This window comes from Pseudomonas sp. P110(2024) (assembly GCF_057480795.1).
In genome coordinates, this window is record NZ_JBLIYT010000006.1 from 247,969 (window position 1) to 269,833 (window position 21,865).

At 65.4% G+C, this 21,865-nt stretch carries 21 protein-coding genes; 10 read left to right on the forward strand and 11 right to left on the reverse strand.

All coding sequences use genetic code 11. The features are described 5' to 3' along the window. Window positions 1-82 precede the first annotated feature (82 nt). Genes mksB through mksF form a run of 3 tightly spaced genes read left to right on the forward strand, consistent with a single transcriptional unit; the run spans window position 83 to window position 4,897 of the window. A complete protein-coding gene (gene mksB / locus AC25ND_RS11790) occupies window positions 83-1,372 on the forward strand; it encodes an Mks condensin complex protein MksB (protein WP_028691172.1) in 1,290 nt (429 codons plus the stop codon). Then, window positions 1,362-2,069: an Mks condensin complex protein MksE gene (mksE, locus tag AC25ND_RS11795; protein ID WP_011532174.1), complete on the forward strand. Its 708-nt coding sequence runs from the start codon at window positions 1,362-1,364 to the stop codon at window positions 2,067-2,069. The genes mksB and mksE overlap by 11 nt, the downstream gene beginning before the upstream one ends. Beyond that, window positions 2,066-4,897, forward strand: a complete 2,832-nt coding sequence (gene mksF, locus AC25ND_RS11800; RefSeq protein WP_486976315.1) for an Mks condensin complex protein MksF — start codon at window positions 2,066-2,068, stop codon at window positions 4,895-4,897. The genes mksE and mksF overlap by 4 nt, the downstream gene beginning before the upstream one ends. Before the next feature lie 75 nt (window positions 4,898-4,972). On the opposite strand, the gene AC25ND_RS11805 is transcribed toward mksF, so the two are convergent. The 5 genes from AC25ND_RS11805 to rplU form a co-directional block, all read right to left on the reverse strand. Further along, on the reverse strand, window positions 4,973-5,419 hold the full coding sequence (locus AC25ND_RS11805; RefSeq protein WP_162175267.1) for a CreA family protein: 447 nt from the start codon (window positions 5,417-5,419) through the stop codon (window positions 4,973-4,975). 23 nt (window positions 5,420-5,442) lie between these two features. Then, complete coding sequence (gene proB / locus AC25ND_RS11810) at window positions 5,443-6,561, reverse strand: glutamate 5-kinase (RefSeq protein WP_028691175.1); 1,119 nt, start codon at window positions 6,559-6,561, stop codon at window positions 5,443-5,445. An 87-nt stretch (window positions 6,562-6,648) separates the two neighbouring features. Beyond that, window positions 6,649-7,872, reverse strand: coding sequence for an Obg family GTPase CgtA (gene cgtA, locus AC25ND_RS11815; RefSeq protein WP_486976316.1), 1,224 nt, complete (start codon window positions 7,870-7,872; stop codon window positions 6,649-6,651). Between the two features lie 188 nt (window positions 7,873-8,060). Then, window positions 8,061-8,318, reverse strand: coding sequence for a 50S ribosomal protein L27 (rpmA, locus tag AC25ND_RS11820; protein WP_003247464.1), 258 nt, complete (start codon window positions 8,316-8,318; stop codon window positions 8,061-8,063). 37 nt (window positions 8,319-8,355) lie between these two features. Continuing rightward, a complete protein-coding gene (rplU, locus tag AC25ND_RS11825) occupies window positions 8,356-8,670 on the reverse strand; it encodes a 50S ribosomal protein L21 (protein ID WP_003247466.1) in 315 nt (104 codons plus the stop codon). A 245-nt stretch (window positions 8,671-8,915) separates the two neighbouring features. On the opposite strand from rplU, the gene AC25ND_RS11830 reads away from it, so the two are divergent. The 3 genes from AC25ND_RS11830 (at window position 8,916) to AC25ND_RS11840 (ending at window position 10,778) form a co-directional block, all read left to right on the forward strand. Beyond that, the gene (locus AC25ND_RS11830) at window positions 8,916-9,884 is read left to right on the forward strand and encodes a polyprenyl synthetase family protein (RefSeq protein ID WP_069017846.1); all 969 of its coding nucleotides are present in this window, start codon (window positions 8,916-8,918) and stop codon (window positions 9,882-9,884) included. Between the two features lie 155 nt (window positions 9,885-10,039). Further along, window positions 10,040-10,381 carry a zinc ribbon domain-containing protein YjdM gene (locus AC25ND_RS11835; RefSeq protein ID WP_028691178.1) on the forward strand — a complete coding sequence of 114 codons (342 nt, stop codon included), beginning with the start codon at window positions 10,040-10,042 and terminating at the stop codon, window positions 10,379-10,381. 151 nt (window positions 10,382-10,532) lie between these two features. Then, window positions 10,533-10,778 (forward strand): PA4570 family protein, encoded by a 246-nt coding sequence (locus tag AC25ND_RS11840; protein ID WP_028691179.1) that lies wholly within the window; start codon window positions 10,533-10,535, stop codon window positions 10,776-10,778. A 76-nt stretch (window positions 10,779-10,854) separates the two neighbouring features. Here AC25ND_RS11840 and bamJ read toward each other — a convergent pair whose 3' ends face one another. From bamJ to AC25ND_RS11865, 5 genes are all read right to left on the reverse strand, one after another. Then, a complete protein-coding gene (bamJ, locus tag AC25ND_RS11845) occupies window positions 10,855-11,472 on the reverse strand; it encodes a BamJ family beta-barrel-assembly machinery protein (protein WP_062364710.1) in 618 nt (205 codons plus the stop codon). A gap of 85 nt (window positions 11,473-11,557) precedes the next feature. Continuing rightward, window positions 11,558-11,863, reverse strand: coding sequence for a DUF6482 family protein (locus tag AC25ND_RS11850; RefSeq protein WP_028691181.1), 306 nt, complete (start codon window positions 11,861-11,863; stop codon window positions 11,558-11,560). Window positions 11,864-12,028: 165 nt separating this feature from the next. Further along, the gene (locus tag AC25ND_RS11855) at window positions 12,029-12,517 is read right to left on the reverse strand and encodes a TIGR00645 family protein (protein WP_023631146.1); all 489 of its coding nucleotides are present in this window, start codon (window positions 12,515-12,517) and stop codon (window positions 12,029-12,031) included. 243 nt (window positions 12,518-12,760) lie between these two features. Next, entirely contained in the window at window positions 12,761-13,099 is a 339-nt protein-coding gene (locus AC25ND_RS11860) for a PA4575 family protein (RefSeq protein WP_023631147.1), read from the reverse strand. Window positions 13,100-13,262: 163 nt separating this feature from the next. Further along, complete coding sequence (locus AC25ND_RS11865; RefSeq protein WP_028691182.1) at window positions 13,263-15,701, reverse strand: Lon protease family protein; 2,439 nt, start codon at window positions 15,699-15,701, stop codon at window positions 13,263-13,265. A 254-nt stretch (window positions 15,702-15,955) separates the two neighbouring features. Between AC25ND_RS11865 and AC25ND_RS11870 the strand changes: the two genes are divergently transcribed. From AC25ND_RS11870 to AC25ND_RS11885, 4 genes are all read left to right on the forward strand, one after another. Then, window positions 15,956-16,444, forward strand: a complete 489-nt coding sequence (locus AC25ND_RS11870; RefSeq protein ID WP_028691183.1) for a DUF3015 domain-containing protein — start codon at window positions 15,956-15,958, stop codon at window positions 16,442-16,444. A 78-nt stretch (window positions 16,445-16,522) separates the two neighbouring features. Beyond that, the gene (locus AC25ND_RS11875; RefSeq protein ID WP_486976317.1) at window positions 16,523-18,376 is read left to right on the forward strand and encodes an Lnb N-terminal periplasmic domain-containing protein; all 1,854 of its coding nucleotides are present in this window, start codon (window positions 16,523-16,525) and stop codon (window positions 18,374-18,376) included. Between the two features lie 112 nt (window positions 18,377-18,488). Next, window positions 18,489-18,845, forward strand: coding sequence for a hypothetical protein (locus AC25ND_RS11880; protein ID WP_028691185.1), 357 nt, complete (start codon window positions 18,489-18,491; stop codon window positions 18,843-18,845). Window positions 18,846-18,914: 69 nt separating this feature from the next. Next, window positions 18,915-19,412 carry a GreA/GreB family elongation factor gene (locus tag AC25ND_RS11885; RefSeq protein ID WP_207851204.1) on the forward strand — a complete coding sequence of 166 codons (498 nt, stop codon included), beginning with the start codon at window positions 18,915-18,917 and terminating at the stop codon, window positions 19,410-19,412. A 40-nt stretch (window positions 19,413-19,452) separates the two neighbouring features. Here AC25ND_RS11885 and pbpC read toward each other — a convergent pair whose 3' ends face one another. After that, window positions 19,453-21,801 carry a peptidoglycan glycosyltransferase PbpC gene (gene pbpC, locus AC25ND_RS11890; protein ID WP_486976318.1) on the reverse strand — a complete coding sequence of 783 codons (2,349 nt, stop codon included), beginning with the start codon at window positions 21,799-21,801 and terminating at the stop codon, window positions 19,453-19,455. Window positions 21,802-21,865: the final 64 nt, after the last annotated feature.

Genomic DNA, 21,865 nt, shown 5'->3' on the forward strand with positions numbered 1-21,865 from the left:
CCATAACAGACCAAGGGGTGAAATCCTCCCCCTTGGATGCAGTACAATCGCCCCTTTTATTTGGCAACGAGTCGACCCGCCAATGATCGAACCCAAGCGCGTCCTGCGCGCCCTAGCCGAACACTGGGCCCTGATCGAGCCGCTGTGCGAGCGCTTCGACCAGGGCACCCTGAGCCTGGTCGAGCTGCGCCAGCAGCTGGCCCGCCAGCAGGTGGAAAGCACCCCGCAGGACATCACCCAGCTGCTCGACGTGTGGATCCGCCTGGACATCCTGGTCCCGGTGGCCAAGAGCCCGAACCGATTCGAGCTCAACGCGCAGATCCACGACTTCCTCGCCTACCTGCGCCGCGAACACCGGCTGGGCCTGTGCCTGGAGATCGAGGCCTACCTGCGCCACCTGGAACGCCTGGCCGGGCATATCCAGGACGCCTTCGACAACCGCGACAGCGACGACCTGGCGCGCCAGTTGCGCCTGCTCGACATGCGCGTGCGCGACGTGCTGAAGAAGCTCGACAACGACGAGCAGGCGCTGGTGGCCGTGGCCGAGCGGGCCAAGACCAGCAACCGGCAGATCCCCCTGCGCCAGCGCTACGCCGAAGTACTGGCGACCTGGGACGAGTACGTCGAGCCGATGATCCAGCTGGTCAATGCCGACGGCGCCTTCGAGCAGGGCGTGCGCAAGGTCGAGACCGTGCTGCTGCGCCTTTTGGGCGAGCAGGCGCGCCTCGGCCACCTGGTCGACGACGACATGCTGCTGCGCACCCATGCGCGCATTCTCGAAATGCAGACCAGCGCCCAGCTGACCCTGCGTCACGCCCGCGAACTGCTGCTGCCGCTGCGTGAAGAAGCGCGCCGGCACAATGCCGTGACCCGTGGCGCTGCCCTGGCCTTGTCGGTGATCCGCAAGAAGGGTATCGACGCCGTGCCGCAGGCCGCCATGCCGCTGTTCACCCGTCCGCAGAGCACCTTCCTCGGCAGCGCCAGCCAGGTCGAGGCGTACGTCTACGCCCTGGCCCGCTTCGAGCCCAAGCCTGCGCGCTTCCCCAAGGCGCACAAGACGCAAAAGGGCCCGCTGCCCCGTGCCCCGCGCACGGTCAAAGAGATGCTCGAACGCTGCGAGGACGCCCTGCCGCTGCCGGACCTGATGGTCTGGCTGCTGGAGCAGGAGCCCGAGGGCGCCACCGACGAGTTGCTGTACTGGTTCTCGCGCCTGTCGCGCGAGAAGCGCTTCAGCCGCGAGCGCCTCGATCGCCAGCAATACCTTACCCGCGAACACTTGGTCAGCCTGCGCTCCTTCGCCCTGACCTCCAACCGCGACAACAAGCCGGCGACCCCGACCGAATCCACCGCGAGCCCCGTCCATGCATCTTGATCTTTCCGAACTCTCCCAGCTCGCGCCGATCTTCCGCGAGCTGTTCAAGGGCTTTCATATCAGCCGCCGCGATCCGGAGCTGTACGCCCAGCTGTCGAACTTCCAGGACCAGTACCGCACCCTGTTCAAGGCCCTGGGCTTCGAGCTGGTCTGCGACACCCGCGGCTTCTACTACTTCGTCCCCGAGCAGGCCGCCGCGCAGGTCAACAAGACCGCCCAGCGCCTGTCGCTGTTCACCTTCATCCTGGTCGAGCACCTGGCCGACCAGGGCCGCGACCCGATGGCCGTGCTCGACGGTGGCAGCATCGGCCGCGACGAACTGCCGTCGCTGCTCGACAAATACCGCGACCTGTTCCTGCAGGCCGAAGTGCAGACCGTCGACGAGCTCGAAGAAAAGATCATGCGCCGCATGACCCAATTGGGCTTCGCCTTCGAAGAGGGCGGCATCTACCGCTTCATGCCGCCGATGCACCGTTTCCTCGACGTGTGCCTGTCGGTCCAGCAGGACCGCGACCTGGCCGCCACCCTGCACAGCGACCTGCCGCTGCCGGTGCCCGTGCTGGTGGTGGAAGAAACCCCCGAGGAACTCAACCGCACCGACGACCCGCTCGACCTCACCCCGTTCGATGGCGAGGAAAGCGAAGAGGACGCCCTGGCCCGGGCGATCCGCGAAGAGCAACAGGAGATTGACGCATGAGCCAGGAACGCTACGGCATCCGCCGCTTCGCACTGCTCAACACCGCCGGCTACAGTCTCGGCCTGTTCCCCCTGGAACACCCGCTGTCGGTCTATGGCGCCAACAACCTGGGTAAATCGGCGTCGATCAACGCCCTGCAGTTCCCGATCCTGGCGCGCATGTCCGACATGAGCTTCGGCAAGTACAGCCTGGAACAGTCGCGCCGCTTCTACTTCGCCAGCGACACCAGCTACATCCTCACCGAGCTGAACCTGCCCCACGGCCCGCATGTGATCGGCGTGGTTGGCCGCGGCCCGGGCGGCGGCTTCGGCCACCAGTTCTTCGCCTACCAGGGCGAGCTGGACCTGGCCCACTACCAGAAAGACGACACCTGCCTGCGCCAGAAAGAGCTGTTCACCAACCTCGAGCGCCATGGCCTGAAAGCCTACGAGCTCAAGCCGGATGAACTGCGCCGGCTGCTGGTCGGCGGCCACACCTCGGTGCCGCTGGACCTGACCCTGATCCCGCTGCGCTCGACCAGCGAGCAGAGCCTTAAGACCTTCCGCGCACTGTTCATCAACCTGCTGCACATGCGCGAGATCACCGCCGCCAAGCTCAAGCAGCTGTTCCTCGATGCCTTCGAGCACAGCTTGCGCTCGGGCAGCGTCGACTACATCGCCGCCTGCGAAGAGGCCTTCCGCGACGTGCGCCGCATGGAGGGCGACTACAACGCCCTGGTGGCCGCAGGCCCCCTGGTCGAGGCCCTGGCCGGCGGCGTGGCCCAGCGCGACATCCTGCGCGGCAAGCTGCACCGCATCTCGCCCTTGCTCGACAACCTGCTGGGCACCTGGCAGGAATACGCCATGACGCGCAAGGAAGAGCTGACCATCCAGGCCGAGCACTACCGTGGCGAACAGGACCGCCTGCAGAACGACCAGCGCGGCGGCACCCAGGAACTGATGCGCCTGGAACGGGAGATCACCGGTATCCAGCGCTGGCTGGGTGAGCTGTCGGTGCTCAAGCACCGCTTCGCCCTGGTCACCGACGTCAAGGTGCTGGAACAGCAGCTGCTGGCCGCCAAGGACGCCCACGACGAACTGGCCGGTGCTCTGGCCCAGTCGCGTCAGTTCTCCGCCGAAGACCTCGACGAGCGCGTGCGCGACCTGGAAAAACGCGTCAAGGCGGTCAAGCAGCAACTCGACCACGCCGACAACAACAGCTATGCCCGCCTGCGCGAAGAGTTCTCGCAGCAGGACGTCGACCGCCTGATGCGCCTGTTCAACGGCGCGCTGTTCAGCCTGCCGCTGGGCGACCGTGGCATCGAGCTGGACGACAGCGATGTGTGGGTGAAGACCCTCGAAGGCGTGCTCGACCGCTTCAAGGGCGAACGCTTCGAAGTGCCGGGCCTGTCCATCGACATCTCGCACATCGACCCACCCGCGCTGCAGGCCCTGGCCGACCGCGCCGCCCTGCGCGACCAGAAGGAGCGCCTGGAAAAAGAGCTCAAGCAGCTCAAGACCCAGCAGGCCGTGGCCCTCGACCGCGCCGCCAGCAAGGCGCAGACCGAGGCCCTGTACCAGCAGGTGCTGGATGCGCAGAAGGCCCTGGAAGACTTCCGCCGTACCGAGACCCTGGCCGCCGAAGAGCCGGAGAAGATGGAGCAACTGGGCCAGCTGGAAGCCGCCCAGGATGAGCTCAAGCGCTCCAGCGACGCCTTCACCGAGCGCGTCCAGCAGCTGTCGGCCAAGCTGCAGCTGGTGGGTCGGCAGATCGCCGACCTCGAAGCCAAGCAGCGCACCCTCGAAGACGCCCTGCGCCGCCGCCAACTGCTGCCGGCCGACCTGCCGTTCGGCACGCCGTTCATGGAAGCCATCGACGACTCCATGGACAACCTGCTGCCGCTGCTCAACGACTACCAGGACAGCTGGCAGGCGCTGCAGCGCGTGGACAACCAGATCGAGGCGCTGTACGCCCAGGTGCGCCTCAAAGGCGTGGCCAAGTTCGACAGCGAGGACGACATGGAGCGCCGCCTGCAGCTGTTGATCAACGCCTACTCGCACCGCACCGAGGAAGCGCTGACCCTGGCCAAGGCCCGCCGCGCCGCGGTCACCGACATCGCCCGGACCCTGCGCAACATCCGCAGCGACTACGACAGCCTCGAGCACCAGCTGGCGCTGTTCAACCGCGAGATCAACAAGCGCCAGGTGTCCAACCTGGAGAGCTTCCGCGTGGTGCTGGCACCGAACAAGGAAGCGCTCCGGCACATCGACCAGATCATCCACAGCGCCGGCCAGTACGAAGAAGGCGAAACGCTGTCGGTGTTCGACCTGACGCAAAGCGCCGAACAGGATCACAAGAACGAAGAGGCCAAGGAGTACCTGGCGCGGCTGGTGGCGGCCAACCACAACCAGCTGGGTCTGAAGGACCTGTTCGAACTGGCCTTCGAGATCACCAAGATCAACAGCCAGCCGGTGATCCACGCCGACATCGACGGCGCCGCGTCCAACGGCACCACCATGACCATCAAGGCGCTGACCAACATGTACCTGTTGCTGCACCTGATGGACCGCGACCTGGCCGGGCGCATTCGCCTGCCGTACTACCTCGACGAGGCGGCGGACATCGACGAACGCAACCAGGCAGCATTGCTGGAGACCAGCCAGCAGCTGGGCTTCGTGCCGATCCTGGCGAGCGTGAAGCCGCAGGTGTCGGCACGGGTGGCGATCGACCTGGAAGGCGGCAGCGGGCCGAATGGCATCTACATCGACGAAGCGGACTGGAAGTACATCAGCCGTCGCGATGAGGTGAAGGCGATCGTGCGTGAGGATGAGGCCGAGGAACTGGCCTGACATCTGTGCACTGGGGCCGCGTTGCGGCCCTTGTGTCGCGAAAGGAGGCCGAAGGCCTCCCTGCTATCTATCGGGTTATTGCTGTGCCCAAGGCACGATCGGAATCGCCGTCACCGCATTTTGCGGGCTGCCTTCGATCAGGCGATCGCTATACACCAGGTACACCAGCGTATTGCGCTTCTTGTCGAGAAAACGCACCACCTGCATGGTCTTGAACACCAGCGAGGTGCGCTCCTTGAACACTTCCTCGCCATCCTTCAAGTCACCCTTGAAGTGGATCGGCCCGACCTGACGGCAGGCGATCGACGCCTCGGCACGGTCCTCGGCCAACCCCAAGCCCCCCTTGATACCGCCAGTCTTGGCCCGCGACAGGTAGCAGGTCACGCCGTCGACCTTCGGATCATCGAACGCCTCGACCACGATACGGTCGTTGGGCCCGACGAACTTGAACACGGTGGACACCTGGCCGATCTCCTCGGCCCCGGCCAGCATCGGCAGCAGCATCGCCGCCACGGCAAACATCCTTTTCAGCACGGTGATCTCCTTCAGACCAGGACCAGGTTGTCGCGGTGCACCAGCTCAGGCTCGGCGCTGTAGCCCAGCAGGCTCTCGATGGCGTCGGACGGCTGGCCGATGATCTTCTGCGCCTCCAGGGCGCTGTAGTTGGCCAGGCCACGGGCCACTTCCAGGCCGTCGGGACCGACGCAGACCACCATCTCGCCGCGACGGAAGCTGCCCTGCACGGTCTTCACGCCCACCGGCAGCAGGCTCTTGTTCGATTCGCGCAAGGCCTTCACGGCGCCGTCGTCGAGCACCAGTGTGCCACGGGTCTGCAGGTGGCCGGCCAGCCACTGCTTGCGCGCGGCGAGCATGCCGCGCTCGGGCGACAGCAGGGTGCCCAGGCGCTCGCCGGCCTTGAGGCGATCCAGCACGCGCTCGATACGGCCACCGATGATGATGGTATGGGCACCGGAACGGGCGGCCAGGCGCGCGGCGCGCAGCTTGGTCTGCATGCCGCCGCGGCCCAGGGCGCCGCCGGTGCCGCCGGCCACGGCATCCAGCGAGGGGTCGTCGGCACGGGCTTCGTAGATCAGCTGGGCTTCGGGGTTGTTGCGCGGGTCGGCGTCGAACATGCCGTCGCGGTCGGTGAGGATCACCAGCAGGTCGGCTTCCACCAGGTTGGCCACCAGCGCGGCCAGGGTGTCGTTGTCGCCGAAGCGGATCTCGTCGGTGACCACGGTGTCGTTCTCGTTGATCACCGGCACCACGCCCAAGTCGACCAGGGTGCGCAGGGTGCTGCGGGCGTTGAGGTAACGCTTGCGGTCGGAAAGGTCGTCGTGGGTCAGCAAGATCTGCGCGGTGTGCTTGCCGTGCTCGCCGAAGCTCGACTCCCAGGCCTGCACCAGGCGCATCTGGCCGATCGAGGCGGCGGCCTGCAGCTCGTTCATCGCGCTCGGTCGCGAGGTCCAGCCCAGCTGGCTCATGCCGGCGGCCACGGCTCCGGAGGAGACCAGCACCAGTTCCACGCCCGCTTCGCGCAGGGCCACCATCTGCTCGACCCATACCGCCATGGCGCCGCGGTCGAGGCCCTTGCCATCGGCGGTCAGCAGCGCGCTACCGATCTTCACGACCCAGCGCCTGGCGCCAGTCACCTTGCTTCGCATCTTCTCTTCCAACCTATGTCGAATCTGTAGATACCGTGGATACAAAAACGCCGCTCCAGAGAGCGGCGTTTAGTGTACTGCAACCGATCAGTCGCGCACGTAAATGATTTCCGGGCCGTCTTCGTCGTCCTCGAAATCATCCCAGTCGTCATCGTCGCCGATGTCGTGCACGCTCTTGACACCGGTGCGGCGCAGGGTGCGGGCATCGTCCAGGGCCTGCAGCTGGGCGCGGGCCTCGTCCTCAATGCGCTGGTCGAGCTCGGCCAGTTCCTCGGCGTAGGCCGGGTCGTTGGCCAGGCGGTCGGCGCGGTCCTCGAGGTAGCGCATCAGGTCGTGGCTGAGCTTCTCGGTGCCCTGCTTGGCGATAGCCGAGATCACATAGACCGGCCCCTCCCAGTTCAGACGCTCGACCACTTCCTTGACGCGCTCGTCACGCTCGTCGTCCATGATCATGTCGGCCTTGTTCAGCACCAGCCAGCGCTCACGGTCAACCAGTGCCGGGCTGAACTGCGCCAGCTCGTTGATGATGATCTCGGCGGCATCGGCCGGGTTGCTGCCGTCCAGCGGCGCCAGGTCGACCAGGTGCAGCAGCACGCGGGTACGCGCCAGGTGCTTGAGGAAGCGGATACCCAGGCCGGCGCCTTCGGAGGCGCCTTCGATCAGGCCGGGGATGTCGGCGATGACGAAACTCTTCCAGCGGTCGACGCTGACCACGCCCAGGTTCGGCACCAGGGTGGTGAACGGGTAGTCGGCGACTTTCGGCTTGGCGGCCGAGACCGAACGGATGAAGGTGCTCTTGCCGGCGTTCGGCAGGCCCAGCAGGCCGACGTCGGCCAGGACCTTCATTTCCATCTTCAGGTCGCGCTGATCGCCGGGCTTGCCCGGGGTGGTCTGGCGCGGCGCACGGTTGGTGCTGGACTTGAAGCGGGTGTTGCCCAGGCCGTGCCAGCCGCCCTGGGCGACCATCAGCTTCTGGCCCGGGGTAACCAGGTCACCGATGACTTCCTGGGTGGCTGCGTCGATCACGGTGGTGCCCACCGGCACCCGCAGGAACAGGTCGTCACCCTTCTTGCCGGTGCAGTCTGTGCTGCCGCCGTTGGAGCCGCGCTGGGCTTCGTGGTGACGGGTGTAGCGGTAGTCGACGAGGGTATTGAGGTTCTCGTCGGCCACCATGTACACCGAGCCGCCATCGCCACCGTCACCGCCGTTGGGACCGCCGTTCTCGATGAATTTCTCGCGGCGGAAGCTCATGCAACCGTTGCCGCCGTCACCGGCCTTAACCCGGATCGATACTTCGTCTACAAACTTCATTCAAAACCGCCTCTCGTCGGATGACGAGTCGAAAACCAGAAAACCATGAGGCTCTTGCGAAGATGAGCGCGGCGGCCCCGTACGAACCAGAAACCAACGCCGGCAGCCCATTCAAACAGCTTTGCAAGAGGCTCACCACAAACGAAAAAGCCCCGTCGCATGACGGGGCTTCTGGAGCGACGTCGCGATTAAGCGGCGACGATGCTCACGTAACGGCGCATGAACTCGCCTTTCTTCTCGAACTTGATCACGCCTTCGATCTTGGCGAACAGGGTGTGATCCTTGCCCATGCCAACGCCGTAGCCAGCGTGGAATTCGGTGCCGCGCTGACGGACGATGATGTTGCCCGGCTTGATCACCTGGCCGCCATACATCTTCACGCCAAGGCGTTTAGATTCTGAGTCGCGACCGTTACGAGTACTACCACCAGCCTTCTTGTGAGCCATGGTTCAATTCTCCAATAAATTCAGGGGATCGGGGCGATTAAGCCTGGATACCGGTGATTTTGATTTCGGTGAACCACTGGCGGTGGCCCATGCGCTTCATGTGGTGCTTACGACGACGGAACTTGATGATGCGAACCTTGTCGTGGCGGCCTTGCGAAACGACTTCGGCCACTACTTTAGCGCCAGCAACAACTGGAGCGCCGATGGTGACTTCTTCACCGTTGGCGACCAGCAGAACGCGATCGAAGGTCACGGATTCGCCAGTGGCGACTTCCAGTTTTTCGATCTTGAGGAATTCACCTTCAGCGACTTTGTACTGCTTGCCGCCGGTAACGATTACTGCGTAAGACATGGTATTTCTCCGATAATCCTGCTCACCCAGCGCTTTATATGATGAGTATTGGCTGGCATGGCTGCACAGGGCTGGAACGGCCCGGTGCAATTGCGTAAGGCAGGTGCTGCCCAGGAAAGTTAGGGTGCGCGATTGTACGCAACCCTATAAATGCTTGCAAGTGCCGGCCCGGGGCCACGGGCAGCGCGCCTTGACACACCGGTACCTGCGACCTAGCATGCCGCGCAACCTCAATGGAGCAGCCGATGCAACCCCAATCCTTCTACCGCGCGGTAGCTGACGATTTCAGCGCCGTCGACGAGATCATCAAGAAGCAGCTGACCTCGCGCGTCCCGCTGGTATCGAAGATCGGTGACTATATCACGTCCGCCGGCGGCAAGCGCCTGCGTCCCCTGCTGGTGCTGCTGTGCGGCAAGGCCCTGGGCCGCGAAGGCGACGACCTGCGTCTGCTGGCGGCGACCATCGAGTTCCTGCACACCGCCACCCTGCTGCACGACGACGTGGTCGACATGTCCGGCATGCGCCGTGGCCGCTCCACCGCCAACGCCCTGTGGGGCAACGCGCCGAGCGTGCTGGTGGGCGACTTCCTCTATTCGCGTTCGTTCGAGATGATGGTCGAGCTGGGCTCGATGCCGGTCATGCAGATCCTGTCCAAGGCCACCCGGGTGATCGCCGAGGGCGAGGTACTGCAACTGTCGCGGGTGCGCGACGCCAGCACCACCGAAGAGGTGTACATGGACGTCATCCGCGGCAAGACCGCCATGCTGTTCGAGGCCTCGACCCACAGCGCCGCCGCCCTCGCCCAGGCCAGCGACGAGCAGCGCGAAGCCCTGCGCACCTTTGGCGACCACTTGGGCGTGGCTTTCCAGCTGGTCGACGACCTGCTGGACTACAAGGGCGACTCCGAGACCCTGGGCAAGAACGTCGGTGACGACCTGGCCGAAGGCAAGCCGACCCTGCCGCTGATCTACACCATGCGCGAAGGCACCCAAGAGCAGGCCGCGCTGGTGCGCCAGGCGATCCAGAAAGGCGGCCTGGAAGACCTGGAGCAGATCCGCATCGCCGTCGAGGCGTCCGGTGCCCTGGACTACACCGCGCAGATGGCCCGCGACTACGTCGCCCGCGCCATCGCCTGCCTGGAAGTGCTGCCGGCCAGCGAGTACCGGGATGCCCTGGTCGAGTTGAGCGAGTTCGCGGTCGCGCGCACCCACTGATTCATCGCAACACCCTCATCGCGGGGCAAGCCCGCTCCCACGCCAGCACACATCATGGCGTGGGAGCGGGCTTGCCCCGCGATGCGTTTGTGCAGGAAATCACTAAACCCTATACAATGTGCGCCTTTACCCGCCTGTACTTGAAAGGAAAAGCCGTGAGCACTCTGCCACCCTGCCCCCAATGCAACTCCGAATACACCTATGAGGATGGCACTCAACTGATCTGCCCCGAATGCGCCCACGAGTGGTCGGCCAGCGGCGAAGCCGAAGCCGCCAGCGACGACGTGGTGAAGAAGGATTCGGTCGGCAACGTCCTGCAGGACGGCGACACTGTCACCGTGATCAAGGACCTCAAGGTCAAGGGGTCGTCCCTGGTGGTCAAGGTCGGCACCAAGGTCAAGAACATCCGCCTGTGCGACGGCGACCACGACATCGACTGCAAGATCGACGGCATCGGCGCGATGAAGCTCAAGTCCGAGTTCGTGCGCAAGGTCTGATCGCCAGCCCCTCGGGGCTGCCCAACGGGCGGCCCTGACAGATCCTGCAACAGGATCGGCTGCACCATTCGGAAGAATTCTTCCAATAGTCACTTGCTATTTTGATAATAAGAATTATTCTCATTGGAAACGCTATCCAAGGAGAATAGCCATGACCTATCTGATCGACGCCTGGCTCGACCGCCCCCACCCCTACCTGCGCATCCTGCATCGCGAGACCGGCGAAGTGTGCGCCGTGCTCGAAGAAGACGCGCTCGACGAACTGCGTGACCAGGGTGACCTGGACCTCACGGGGCTGAATTCGAGTGAACCCGGGGTGCTCAAGGAGCTGGTAAGAAATCTGTTTCTGTTCTGCTATGCGCGGGCGTTGCGCCCGGGGGGAACGGATTGGAACTGAAAGGCATCGCGGGGCAAGCCCGCTCCCACGAGGTAGCAGAGCACCAGTGGGAGCGGGCTTGCCCCGCGATCAGGCATTACAGAACGTCGAGCAGCTCGACGTCGAACACCAGGGTGCTGTGCGGCGGGATGCTGCCGACGCCTTGGGCGCCATAGGCCAGCTCGCTCGGCACGTACAGGCGCCATTTGCTGCCGGCGTTCATCAGTTGCAGGGCCTCGGTCCAGCCGGCGATCACGCCACCGACCGGGAATTCGGCCGGCTGGCCGCGATCGTAGGAGCTGTCGAACACGGTGCCGTCGATCAGGGTGCCGTGGTAGTGGGTGCGCACGTTGTCTTCGCGGGACGGCTTGGCGCCCTCACCTGCGGTCAGCACTTCGTACTGCAGGCCCGAGGCCAGGGTCACGATGCCTTCACGCTTGGCGTTTTCAGCCAGGAATTCCTTGCCGGCGGCAGCGGCGGCTTCGGCCTTGGCAGCGGCTTCGGCCTGCATCACTTCGCGGATGACCTTGAAAGCGGCCGACAGGTCTTCTTCGCTGACGCGGCTGTCGGCGCCGTTGAAGGCGTCGGTCAGGCCGGCAACGATGGCGTTCAGGTTGACGCCTGGTGGCGGGTTGTCACGCAGCTGGCCGCCCAGCTGGCGGCCGATGCCGTAGCTGACGCGGGATTCGTCGGTGGACAGGTTGAGTTCGGACATTGGCTTGCTCCGCTTAAGGGCGCACTGCATCCGCGCCCTAATGAAAAGGGCGAGCAGCCTAGCACACTGGTGCCGCGCGAAGCAGCTACCAGGCCGAACGCTGGGAAATCGGGACCTTGAGGTCTTCTTCCGGGTGCAGGCCCAGGCCACACATCTCATCCTGCACGGACCAGTGCACCAGGTTCATCGACAACAGGGGAATCGATTGCAGGAGCAAGCGGGCGTCCTCGACCGAGTGCACGCGCAAGCGCTTGCCACGCGTATCGTCCAGCGGATGGGCACGGCCCTTGACCCGGGCCTCGAGCAGGTAATCACCGCCTTCGATGGCGATCAGGTTGAGTTCGTCGACATGGCCAGCCCTGGCCTCGGTATTGAGCTGATGCAGGTTCATGGGCGCACCTCGCTGCGGGAACCAGGCATGAGTGCTCATTTTTTGTACGGCAACGGCGAAAGCACAAGCTGCCGCTGGTCAGAAAGATCGCGGGGCAAGCCCGCTCCCACGCAACCTTAAGGCCTGCGTGGGAGCGGGCTTGCCCCGCGATAGCGCCCAAACGAATCAGTGTTTGGTAATGCGATCCAGGTAACCCATGACGAATGCCGAGATGACGAAGGTCATGTGGATGATCACGTACCACATCAGGTAGTCGGTGGAGATGTTCTGGGCATCCATGAACACCCGCAGCAAGTGAATCGAGGAGATGGCGACGATGGACGCGGCGACCTTCATCTTCAGCGACGAGGAATCCATCTTGCCCAGCCAGTTGAGCTTTTCCTTGCTCTCGTCGATATCCAGTTGCGAGACGAAGTTCTCGTAGCCGGAGATCATCACCATCACCAGCAGGCCGCCGACCAGCGACATGTCGATCAGCGACAGGATCACCAGGATCAGGTCGGCCTCGGCGAGGGTGAAGACGTTGGGCAGGACATGGATGATTTCCTGGAAGAACTTCAGGGCCAGTGCCAGCAGGCCCAGCGAGAGGCCGAAGTAGATTGGGGCGAGCAGCCAGCGCGAGGCATACATCGCGTTTTCGAGGATACGTTCCATGGACAGTAGGGGGACTCGTGAAGTGACTGGAAAAGCGATCGCGAGTATAGCCAGCCACCTGTGACAGCAAAAGCCTGCGGCTGGTTGCCGCAGTGCATCGTGCGAGCAGACTTTGTGGAGGCGACTTCGTGGGAGCGGGCTTGCCGCGCGATGGCGCCAGCCGCCCTGTCACAATGGCCAGGCCGGGCCTTTATCGCGGGGCAAGCCCGCTCCCACGGGAACCTGGTTCCACAGGAAAAACGCTCAGGTTTCCGGATGGAACTGATAGTCCCCAAGATTGCGGCACCGCTCACCGTTGATTCGGCGCAACTGCGCCTGCAGGTGCAGGCACCAGATCTGCGGGTCTTCCGCGACCTGATAGCCATGAAGGGTGAGGCTGTCGACGATGGCGTTCATCACCGACTCGGCCACCATCGGCCCGTGGAACGGGCCCTGGGCCTTGATCGCCGAGGGTTGTTCACCGGCCATGCCGGCGGCGAACAGCAAGGTCCACATGCCGTTGTCCCCGGCCAGCGGACGGATGCTGCATTCGATGCGGGTCACCAGGCCCAGGCACTGGCGGGTGAGGCTGAGGTTGCGCATGGCGGCGTCCCCTCTGTAAAGCCCTGTTCAGCCTGAAACCCTCAGGCTGTTTCCATCCTGAACCCTGACAACGTCCTTAAGTTCCACTTTAGCCGACCTGAGTAAAAAGTTGGAAAACCGGCGCTGAACGGTAGCACATGGCCGCCAGCGCCGGTTTCTTGACTCAGGCAGGCTTGGCCTGGGCGATGACCTCCTCCATACGCTCCTTCTCGGCCTCCTTGATCTCTTCCTCGCTGATCATCTCGGCGATCACCCGCAGGCGCTCGACCACCCGGGCGTTGACGCTGCCCTCGGCAAACTCGCCCTTGTCGTCGACCGCGCCGGCTTCCTCGCCGACCAGCAGGCTCAGCGCCTCGTCGGCCTGGCTGACGGCGTAGACATGGAAGCGCCCGGCCTCGACCGCCTGCACTACCCGCTCGTCGAGCATCAACGTAGCGACGTTGGCCCGCGGGATGATCACGCCCTGCTCGCCGGTCAGGCCACGGGCCTCGCAGAGGCGGAAGAAGCCTTCGATCTTCTCGTTGACCCCGCCGACCGCCTGCACCTCGCCGAACTGGTTGATCGAGCCGGTGATGGCGAAGCACTGCTTGAGCGGGGTGCGCGACAGCGCCGAGATCAACGTGCAGGCCTCGCCCAGCGAGGCGCTGTCGCCGTCGACGTAGCCGTAGGACTGCTCCAGGGCGATGCTCGCCGAAATCGCCAGGGGAAACTCCTGGGCATAGCGGCTGCCCAGGTAGCCGGTGAGGATCATCACCCCCTTGGAGTGGATCGGCTGCCCGAGGTTGACCTCGCGCTCGATGTCGACGATGCCGCTGCCGCCCGGATAGACCGTGGCGGAAATCCGCGCGGGCATGCCGAACGCCGAATCACCGACCTCGAGCACGGTCAGGCCGTTGCACTTGCCGATTGCCGCGCCTTCGGTATCGATCAGGATGATCCCGGCGAGCATGTCGTCGAGCACCCGCTGCGAGACCCGCCCGGTGCGCTGGGCCTTGGCCTTGAGCGCCCGCTCGATATGGCCGGCGTCGGTCATGGCCTCGTTGGCCAGCTGGCGGATGAAGTCCGCCTCGCTGACCAGCTGGAACAGGTCGCCGATCCGCGCCGACAGCCGCGACTGGTTCTCGGCCAGGCGCGCGCTGTAGGTGGCCAGGCGCGCCACCGCGTCGCTGGTCAGCGGCGCCATGCCCTCTTCGTTGGTGCGGGTGCGCAACAGCTGGGCAAACTGCTCCAGGTTCTCGTCGACCATCGGCATGTCTTCGTCGAAGTCCACCAGCACCCGGAACATCTCCTGGAAGTCCGGGTCGTGGTCCTGCAGCGCGTAGTACAGCTGGCGCGAGCCGATGATCACCAGCTTGACGCTGAGCGGGATAACCTGCGGCGTCAGGCTGACGGTGGCGACGCGGCCCAGTTCGCCCAGCGGCGACTCCATCTTCAGCTTGCGCGATTGCAGCGCGCGCTTGAGGGCGTCCCAGACGAACGGCTCGCCGAGCATCTTCTCCGCTTCCAGGATCAGGAAACCGCCGTTGGCGCGGTGCAGCGCTCCCGCGCGCAGCTGGCGATAGGAGGTGTACAGCGCGCCCTGGTCGGTGCTGTATTCGATGCGGCCGAACAGGTTGTCGTAGGTCGGATGCGGCTCGAACACCACCGGCGCCCCGCCCTTGCCGGGATGGCCAACCACCAGGTTGGGCGCGTACTGCTCTTCGAGCATCTTGCGCGCCACGGCGTCGGTCTTGCTGTCGTCGACCAGCTGTTCGACCACGGTGCGCAGCAGGTTCAACTGCATCGATTGCAAGTAGGCGCACACCGCGGCGTTTTCCGCGTATTTCTCCGACAGCGGCGCCAGCAGCGGCTGCAGGGCGAGGGTGATGGTCTCTTCATTGAGCTGGCGCAACTGGTTGCTCGACTCGCGCTTCCACTGCGGCAGGCTGGACAGTTCCTCGTTCAGGCGGTCCTCGAGCGCGGCGATGTCTTCATGGAAGCGCTCGCGCACCTCCTCCGGCAGTTGGGCAAACTCGGCCTCGTCCAGCGCCTTGCCGTCGGCCATGGGGGTGAAGGCGACGTTGCTGCTGTCGCGGTACAGCGCCACGTCCTTTTCCAGCGAAGCCCGCTCGATCACGTCCAGCGCCCGGTCGTAGCGCTGGTTGAAGGCGCGGTCGATGGCGCTCTTCTTCTGCTGGTACGACGGGTGTTCGAACACTGCCGGGAAGGTAGCCAGCAGGTTGTCGATCAGCCCGTTCATGTCGTTGATGAACTCATGGGCGCTGCCGGACGGCAGCTCGAGGGCGCGCGGCTCGCGGGAGTCCTCGAAGTTGTTGACGTACAGCCAGTCGGCCGGGGTGTGCTGGCGCTTGCCTTCGGCCTTGAGGTAACGCTTGACGAACGAGAAGCGGCCCGTGCCGGGCTCGCCCATCACATACACGTTGTAACCGGGGCGCGGCATGGCCACGCCGAACTGCAGGGCCTCGACGGCACGCTCCTGGCCCAGGACGCCACGAAACGGCTCCAGGTCGTCGGTGTTGGAGAAAGCGAACTGTTCAGCGGAGAAACGCCGGGTCAGGGCTTCGGGCGCGAGACGCAGGCGCGAGGCGACAGGATCGGGCATTGGGTTTCCTTACTTCGGCGGGGCGGATGAAAGGCATTCTGGCGCTGCCAGCGCGCAGCGGCAAGGCTCCGTGGGACTTTATGTCACAGCCCAACATGACCGATCACGCAAGCAATTTTTCGCAATAAACAACGCAACCTTTGGATCGTGCCTAAACTCCAAGCTGCGCAGGGGGATGGAAATCCTCCCGCCCTGGCAACCGCGTTGCCAGAACCCTGACCATTGGTATGTCACTTGAGAAAGAGAACAACGCTATGAAACGGATTCTTCTGGGTACTCTGTTCGCCGCTGTCTCGATCAACGCCATGGCCGAAGCGCCGGGCGGCCCGAACTGCGGCTGGGGCAACTTGCTGTTCGAGGGCCAGCGCGGCACACCGGCCCACTTCCTGGCCTCCACCACCAACGGCACGTCCGGCAACGCAACCTTCGGCATGACCTCGGGCACCAACGGCTGCTCGACCAAGGCCGCGCTCACCTATGGCGGCAAATCCTGGTTTGCCATGAACGGCATGATGAACGAGCTCTCCGAAGACATGGCCCAGGGCCAGGGCGAAGCCCTGACCACCTACGCCGTGGTCCTCGGTGTGGCCCCTGAAGACCGCGCGCGCTTCGCCGCCGTCACCCACGAGCACTTCCAGCAGATCTTCAGCAGCGCCGACGTGACTGCCGAAACTGTCCACTCCAACACCCTGGCCGTGCTCAAGAGCGACCCACAACTGGCCAAGTACGCCACCGAGGCTTAAGTACCACGCCTCCCGCCCCGGCAGCGGGGCGGGCTTGGCGCTTCACCTTCCGGCATCATCAGGATGTAGTTGCCCGACATGTTCAAACGCCTCGCTCCCCTGGCGCTGCTCGTCAGCGCACCGATTCATGCCGCGCCACAGCTCGACCCGGCCCGCGTCCAGCAGTTGGCGGCCACGCCCTACTGGATCGCCCTCGGGCACTACGAAACCGCCAAGCTCGGCGGCTGGCGCAGCTATGTGGACGACAAACGCTTTTTCCTCGCCGAGGATGGCGCCCACCATCCCGACCAGGAGCTGCAGGCCACCGTCGCCGCCCTGTACGCCCCAGCCAGCCTGGGCGACAAGCATGCCCAATGCGTGTTCCCCGCGCGTACCCGCTGGCTGCGCGAACAGCTGAACCTCAGTGGCCTGCCGAGCCCGGACTGCCAGGAGTTCAAGACCTGGTACACATCCATCGACCCGCACAGCGCGACGCTGATCTTCCCGGCGGCCTATCTCAACAGCCCGTCGTCGATGTTCGGCCACACGCTGCTGCGTATCGACCAGTCCAACACCCGTCGCGACGACACCACGCTGCTGAGCTACGCGATCAACTTCGGCGCCTATATCGAAGGCAGCGACAACAGCATCCTCTACGCCTGGAAAGGCCTGATGGGCGGTTATCCCGGGCTGTTCGCGATGATGCCCTACCAGGAGAAGCTGTCCGAGTACCGCAGCCTGGAAAACCGCGACCTTTGGGAATACCAGTTGGACCTGACGCCCGAGGAGACCGGACGCATGGTCGAGCACGTGTGGGAGCTCAAGCAGATCAAGTTCGACTACTTCTTCTTCGACGAGAACTGCTCCTACCGCCTGCTGGAACTGCTGCAGGTGGCGCGCCCGAGCCTGGACCTGACCTCGCAGTTCCCGCTGACCGCCATTCCCACCGACACGGTCAAGGCGGTCAAGCAATCGGGGTTGGTCTCCGATGTGCGCTACCGTCCCTCCCGCGAGCGCGAACTGCTGGCCCGCGCCGAGCCGCTGGACCATGAGGAAAAACAGCAGGTGCTGGCCATCAGCGCCGATACCGCTCAGTTGCAGAGCCCCGACTTCACCGCCCTGCCCCGCGAACGCCAGGCGCTGGTGCAGGATGCCGCCTATCGCCTGGAGCGCTACCGGGCCAACGGCCAGGAACGCGACCCGGCCCAGGCCGCGCGCAGTTTCGAGCTGCTCAGGGCGATCAACCGCAACCCGCCGCCACCGCTGGTGATCGAGCGCCCAGGCCTGCCCGAGGACGGCCATCAGTCGCGCACCTGGCAACTGGGCGTCGGGACCCGCGAGGACCGCGCTTACGCCGAGTACGGCCTGCGCATGGCTTATCACGACCTCAACGACAACCTGTATGGCTTCCCGCTGGGCGCGCAGATCGAGATCCTTCAGCTCAAATTGCGCCAGTACGAGGGCAACGACTGGCAGGTGCAGCGCCTGGACCTGGCCACCATCCGCTCACTGACCCCGCGCAATGAGTTGCTCAAGCCCTGGTCGTGGCAGGTTGCCGGGGGCCTGGAGCGGGTGCCTGGCAAGCACGACGACGAGGTGCTGGTCAGCCACGTCAACGGCGGCGCCGGCGGAACCTGGCAGTTAAGCGACGACCTGCTTGGCTTCGCCCTGGGCACGGTGCGGGTCGAGCACCACAACGACTTCGCCGAGTTCATCTCGCCGGCAGCCGGGTTCAATGGCGGGCTGCTGTGGCGCAATCCGCTGGGCAACCTGACGCTGGAAGCCAAGGGTGATTACTTCACCAATGGCGAGGTACGCCGCAGCGTGAGCCTGAACCAGCAGTGGGAGATCAGCCGGGACCTTGGGCTGCGGTTGAGCGCCTCCCGGCAGTTCAGCCATCTGGCCACGGCGCAGAACGAGGTGATGCTGGAGCTGAAGTGGTACCAATACTGATCAATGTGGCCTTCCTCGTGGGAGCGCGTCGCGATCCTTCGACAGCGTTTTGACATCGCGCCGACAATTCACCACCTAGACTTTCCACCATTACGCTAAAGGTCTTGTGGATATGTCGCGGTATTGGTTGGGCGTGTGTGTCGTATTGCTGCTGGCCGGTTGTGAAACCACCCACGAACAGATGGTCAACCAGGGCTATCCCCCCGCCTACGCCGACGGCTTCCAGGACGGCTGCAGCAGCGGTCGCCAAGCCGCCGGGCTGATGGCCGGCGACTTTCGCAAGGATGTCCCGCGCTACCTGCACAACCGCCAGTACGAAAGCGGCTGGGACGATGGCTTTCGCCAGTGCCACGCGATGCAGTCCAACGAAGACCTGCGCGAGTACCGCGAGCGCTACTGGGACGAGCGCGACCGCGACTGGCAGCAGGAAAAGGACCAGGGCGCCGCCCGCGCCTATCGCCGCAAATGACGTCGCAATCGGACAATCATTGAAACCCGCGACCTGCCACCATGGTCTCCAGCACAAAGGAGGCCGCCCATGAGCCGAGCATTCGTCAACGAAGACCAGGCCGCCGCCCAGGCCAGCCAGCCGGTGGAGCGACGGGTCAGCGACCAGCCCAACTACGTCACTGCCACCGGCCTCGCCCAGTTGCAGCAGCGGCTGGCCATGCTCACTGCGCTGCGCAGCGAACTGCAGGCCCAGGGCGAGCGCGCCGACCGGCAGCGGCTGGCTGATACCGAGCGCGACCTGCGCTACTTCAGCGCCCGCGTGCAGAGTGCGCAGGTGGTACCGAGCGCCACGTCCACCGAAAAAGTTCAGATCGGCAGCCGAGTGCGGTTCGTCGATGAGGACAACCAGGAGCATCAGGTGCAACTGGTGGGCGAGGACCAGGCCGACGCGGTACACGGGCTGGTCAACTGGGGCTCGCCGCTGGGACGGGCGCTGCTGGGCGCCGGACCTGGGGATGAGGTGCTGTGGCGCAGGCCGGCGGGGGATCAGATGATCGAGGTGGTGGCCATTCTGGGGGAGGTCTGAAACCCTCGATTGGCGTTGCGGCCCTTTCGCCCCAGCAGGATTACTCGCTGACCTGAAACGCCACCCGCGCCGTCTCGCCACTTTCATCCAACGCACTCAACTCGATGCTGCCCGCCTGTTCGAAACGCACCGGCAAGCTGTCCTGCCCCTGGGTTTCGCCCAGCGGCTGACCATTAAGGAACCACCAGCGCCGCCCCGCGCCGCCCAGGGCCGACACCCGCAGTTGCAACGGCTCGTGACTGGTGGCCGGGCGGCGCAGGTTGTCGCCGGCGCGCACGCCGACGATCGACAGCGGCGGCGCGCTGACCACCTGCTGTGGCGGGCAGGCCGGGTCCACCGCGGGCAACCGCGCGGCGCGGCGCTCGGCCCTTGGCAGCCAGGGTTCCAGCGGGGCCGGCCACAAGGCGACGTCGTGGGCCTTGGCCCCGGGGCAAGCGGCATCGACGCGCAGTCCCTGGTCGTTGAGCCACACCGTCTCGCGCAAGCCCAGACCCAGGGGCTGGTCGGCCGCCAGCAAGGTCGGCGGGGTGGTGCCGTCCAGGGTCCAGGCAAAGCGCTGGCGGCGGCAGTTGGTGTCCTGGCGGTTCATCGGCTGGCCCAGGGGCCAACAGATGGCCGCCACGCCTACCGAGGCGGGCACAGGCTCGACCGGCACCTCGATGCCGCGCTGGCTGTCGCGATTGCTCAGCAGGTCGTGCACCTGCAGCATCAGCGGCGCCGCCGAGGCCAGGCCGAACTGGCCCGGCACCGGGGTGCCATCGGGACGGCCGATCCATACGCCGATCAAGTAGCGCGGACCGACCCCCACCGACCAGGCATCGCGAAAGCCGTAGCTGGTGCCAGTCTTCCAGGCCAGTTGCGGACGCTGCACCAGTTCGGCATGAGGGTCGCGGTCCGGCCGGGCCAGGCCGCTGAGGATACGCCGGGTGATCCAGGCCGAGCCCGGCGACAACAGGCGGCGCTCCACCAGCGGGTCCTGGGGCTGCAGGCGAATCTTCGCGCTGTTGCCGCCACGGCCGAGCGCGGCGTAGCCACCGACCAGATCCTCCAGCCGGCTGCCCGCGCCACCCAGAATCAACGACAGGTTCGGCTCGGCCAGCGGTGGCAGCACCAGCGGCATGCCGCCCATGCGCATCTGCGCGGCGAAACGTTTCGGCCCGTAGGCCTCGAGCAGTTGCACCGCCGGCAGGTTGAGCGACAGCGCCAGCGCCGAGCTGGCCGACACCGGGCCGCTGAAGCCCATGGAGAAGTTGCCGGGGCGGTAGTCACCATAGCGCCGGGGCACATCCTGCAGCAACGATTCGGAATGGATCAGGCCGTCGTCCATGGCCATGGCATAGAGGAATGGCTTGAGGGTCGAGCCGGGCGAGCGCAGGGCGTGGATCATGTCCACATGGCCGAAGCGACGCTCGTCACCCAGGTCGATGGAACCGAGATAGGCGCGCACCGCCATGCTCTGGGTTTCCACCACCAGCAGCGCCGCCGAGGTGCGCTCGGGCAGGCGCGCGCGCCAGCCCATCAGCAGGTCTTCGAGGCGTCGTTGCAGGGCGGCGTCGATAGTGGTGCGAATCAGCGGCGGGCTGTCCGGCGTGTTCAGCCGCCGGGCCAGCAAGGGCGCCAGTGCCGGTTCCTGGCGCGGCGCCAGCAGCAGCGGCTCTTCGCGGGCCTCATCGATGCGTTGGGCCGGCCACACCTGGTACTCGGCCAGGCGTTGTAGCACCTTGTCCCGGGCGCGCTGGGCACGCTCGGGATGACGGTCCGGACGCAGGCGGCTCGGCGCCTGGGGCAGCACGGCGAGCAGCGCGGCCTCGGCCGGGGTCAGGTGTTTCGGCGACTTGCCCAGGTAGGCCCAGCTGGCCGCGGCCACGCCCTGCAAGGTACCGCCGAACGGCGCCCGATTGAGATAGAGCTGCAGGATCTCGGCCTTGGACAGGTGCCACTCCAGCTGCGCCGTGCGCCACAACTGGCGCAGCTTGCCGGCCAGGGTGCGGTCGTGCGGATCGAGCAGGCGCGCCACCTGCATCGACAGGGTGCTGCCGCCGGACACCACCCGCCCGCCGCGCAGGTTGAGCCAGGCCGCCCGGGCCAAGGCCATGGGGTTGACCCCAGGGTGGTGATAGAACCAGCGGTCCTCGTAGGCGAGCAAGGCTTCAAGGTACAGCGGCGAGACTTCGTCCGGGCTGACCGGGTAGCGCCACACGCCGTCAGCATCGGCGAAGCGCCACAGCGGCGTGCCGTCCTCGGCCAGCACCACCCGCGCCAGGTCGTCGCCCGGCATGGGCAACGGCCAGATGCGGTCGGCCAGCCACAGCAGGACCATGACCGCCAGCACGGAGGCGGCGACACGCCGCAGCAGCTTGAGCAGACCTGGGCGCGCTAAGCTTGGCATCGGGAACCGACCGGGCCAGGTGATGGCCAAAGGCTGGGAATCGCCGATTCGTTGATCAGGAAGC

What these genes read in the sequence shown, in the direction of transcription:
- cgtA (WP_486976316.1), bottom strand. Translation starts at nt 7,872, where the DNA reads ATGAAGTTTGTAGACGAAGTATCGATCCGGGTTAAGGCCGGTGACGGC.
- proB (WP_028691175.1), bottom strand. Translation starts at nt 6,561, where the DNA reads ATGCGAAGCAAGGTGACTGGCGCCAGGCGCTGGGTCGTGAAGATCGGT.
- AC25ND_RS11880 (WP_028691185.1), top strand. Translation starts at nt 18,489, where the DNA reads ATGTCGCGGTATTGGTTGGGCGTGTGTGTCGTATTGCTGCTGGCCGGT.
- AC25ND_RS11830 (WP_069017846.1), top strand. Translation starts at nt 8,916, where the DNA reads ATGCAACCCCAATCCTTCTACCGCGCGGTAGCTGACGATTTCAGCGCC.
- rplU (WP_003247466.1), bottom strand. Translation starts at nt 8,670, where the DNA reads ATGTCTTACGCAGTAATCGTTACCGGCGGCAAGCAGTACAAAGTCGCT.
- AC25ND_RS11840 (WP_028691179.1), top strand. Translation starts at nt 10,533, where the DNA reads ATGACCTATCTGATCGACGCCTGGCTCGACCGCCCCCACCCCTACCTG.
- mksB (WP_028691172.1), top strand. Translation starts at nt 83, where the DNA reads ATGATCGAACCCAAGCGCGTCCTGCGCGCCCTAGCCGAACACTGGGCC.
- rpmA (WP_003247464.1), bottom strand. Translation starts at nt 8,318, where the DNA reads ATGGCTCACAAGAAGGCTGGTGGTAGTACTCGTAACGGTCGCGACTCA.
- AC25ND_RS11865 (WP_028691182.1), bottom strand. Translation starts at nt 15,701, where the DNA reads ATGCCCGATCCTGTCGCCTCGCGCCTGCGTCTCGCGCCCGAAGCCCTG.
- pbpC (WP_486976318.1), bottom strand. Translation starts at nt 21,801, where the DNA reads ATGCCAAGCTTAGCGCGCCCAGGTCTGCTCAAGCTGCTGCGGCGTGTC.
- AC25ND_RS11850 (WP_028691181.1), bottom strand. Translation starts at nt 11,863, where the DNA reads ATGAACCTGCATCAGCTCAATACCGAGGCCAGGGCTGGCCATGTCGAC.
- mksE (WP_011532174.1), top strand. Translation starts at nt 1,362, where the DNA reads ATGCATCTTGATCTTTCCGAACTCTCCCAGCTCGCGCCGATCTTCCGC.
- AC25ND_RS11875 (WP_486976317.1), top strand. Translation starts at nt 16,523, where the DNA reads ATGTTCAAACGCCTCGCTCCCCTGGCGCTGCTCGTCAGCGCACCGATT.
- AC25ND_RS11885 (WP_207851204.1), top strand. Translation starts at nt 18,915, where the DNA reads ATGAGCCGAGCATTCGTCAACGAAGACCAGGCCGCCGCCCAGGCCAGC.
- AC25ND_RS11870 (WP_028691183.1), top strand. Translation starts at nt 15,956, where the DNA reads ATGAAACGGATTCTTCTGGGTACTCTGTTCGCCGCTGTCTCGATCAAC.
- mksF (WP_486976315.1), top strand. Translation starts at nt 2,066, where the DNA reads ATGAGCCAGGAACGCTACGGCATCCGCCGCTTCGCACTGCTCAACACC.
- AC25ND_RS11855 (WP_023631146.1), bottom strand. Translation starts at nt 12,517, where the DNA reads ATGGAACGTATCCTCGAAAACGCGATGTATGCCTCGCGCTGGCTGCTC.
- AC25ND_RS11805 (WP_162175267.1), bottom strand. Translation starts at nt 5,419, where the DNA reads ATGTTTGCCGTGGCGGCGATGCTGCTGCCGATGCTGGCCGGGGCCGAG.
- AC25ND_RS11860 (WP_023631147.1), bottom strand. Translation starts at nt 13,099, where the DNA reads ATGCGCAACCTCAGCCTCACCCGCCAGTGCCTGGGCCTGGTGACCCGC.
- bamJ (WP_062364710.1), bottom strand. Translation starts at nt 11,472, where the DNA reads ATGTCCGAACTCAACCTGTCCACCGACGAATCCCGCGTCAGCTACGGC.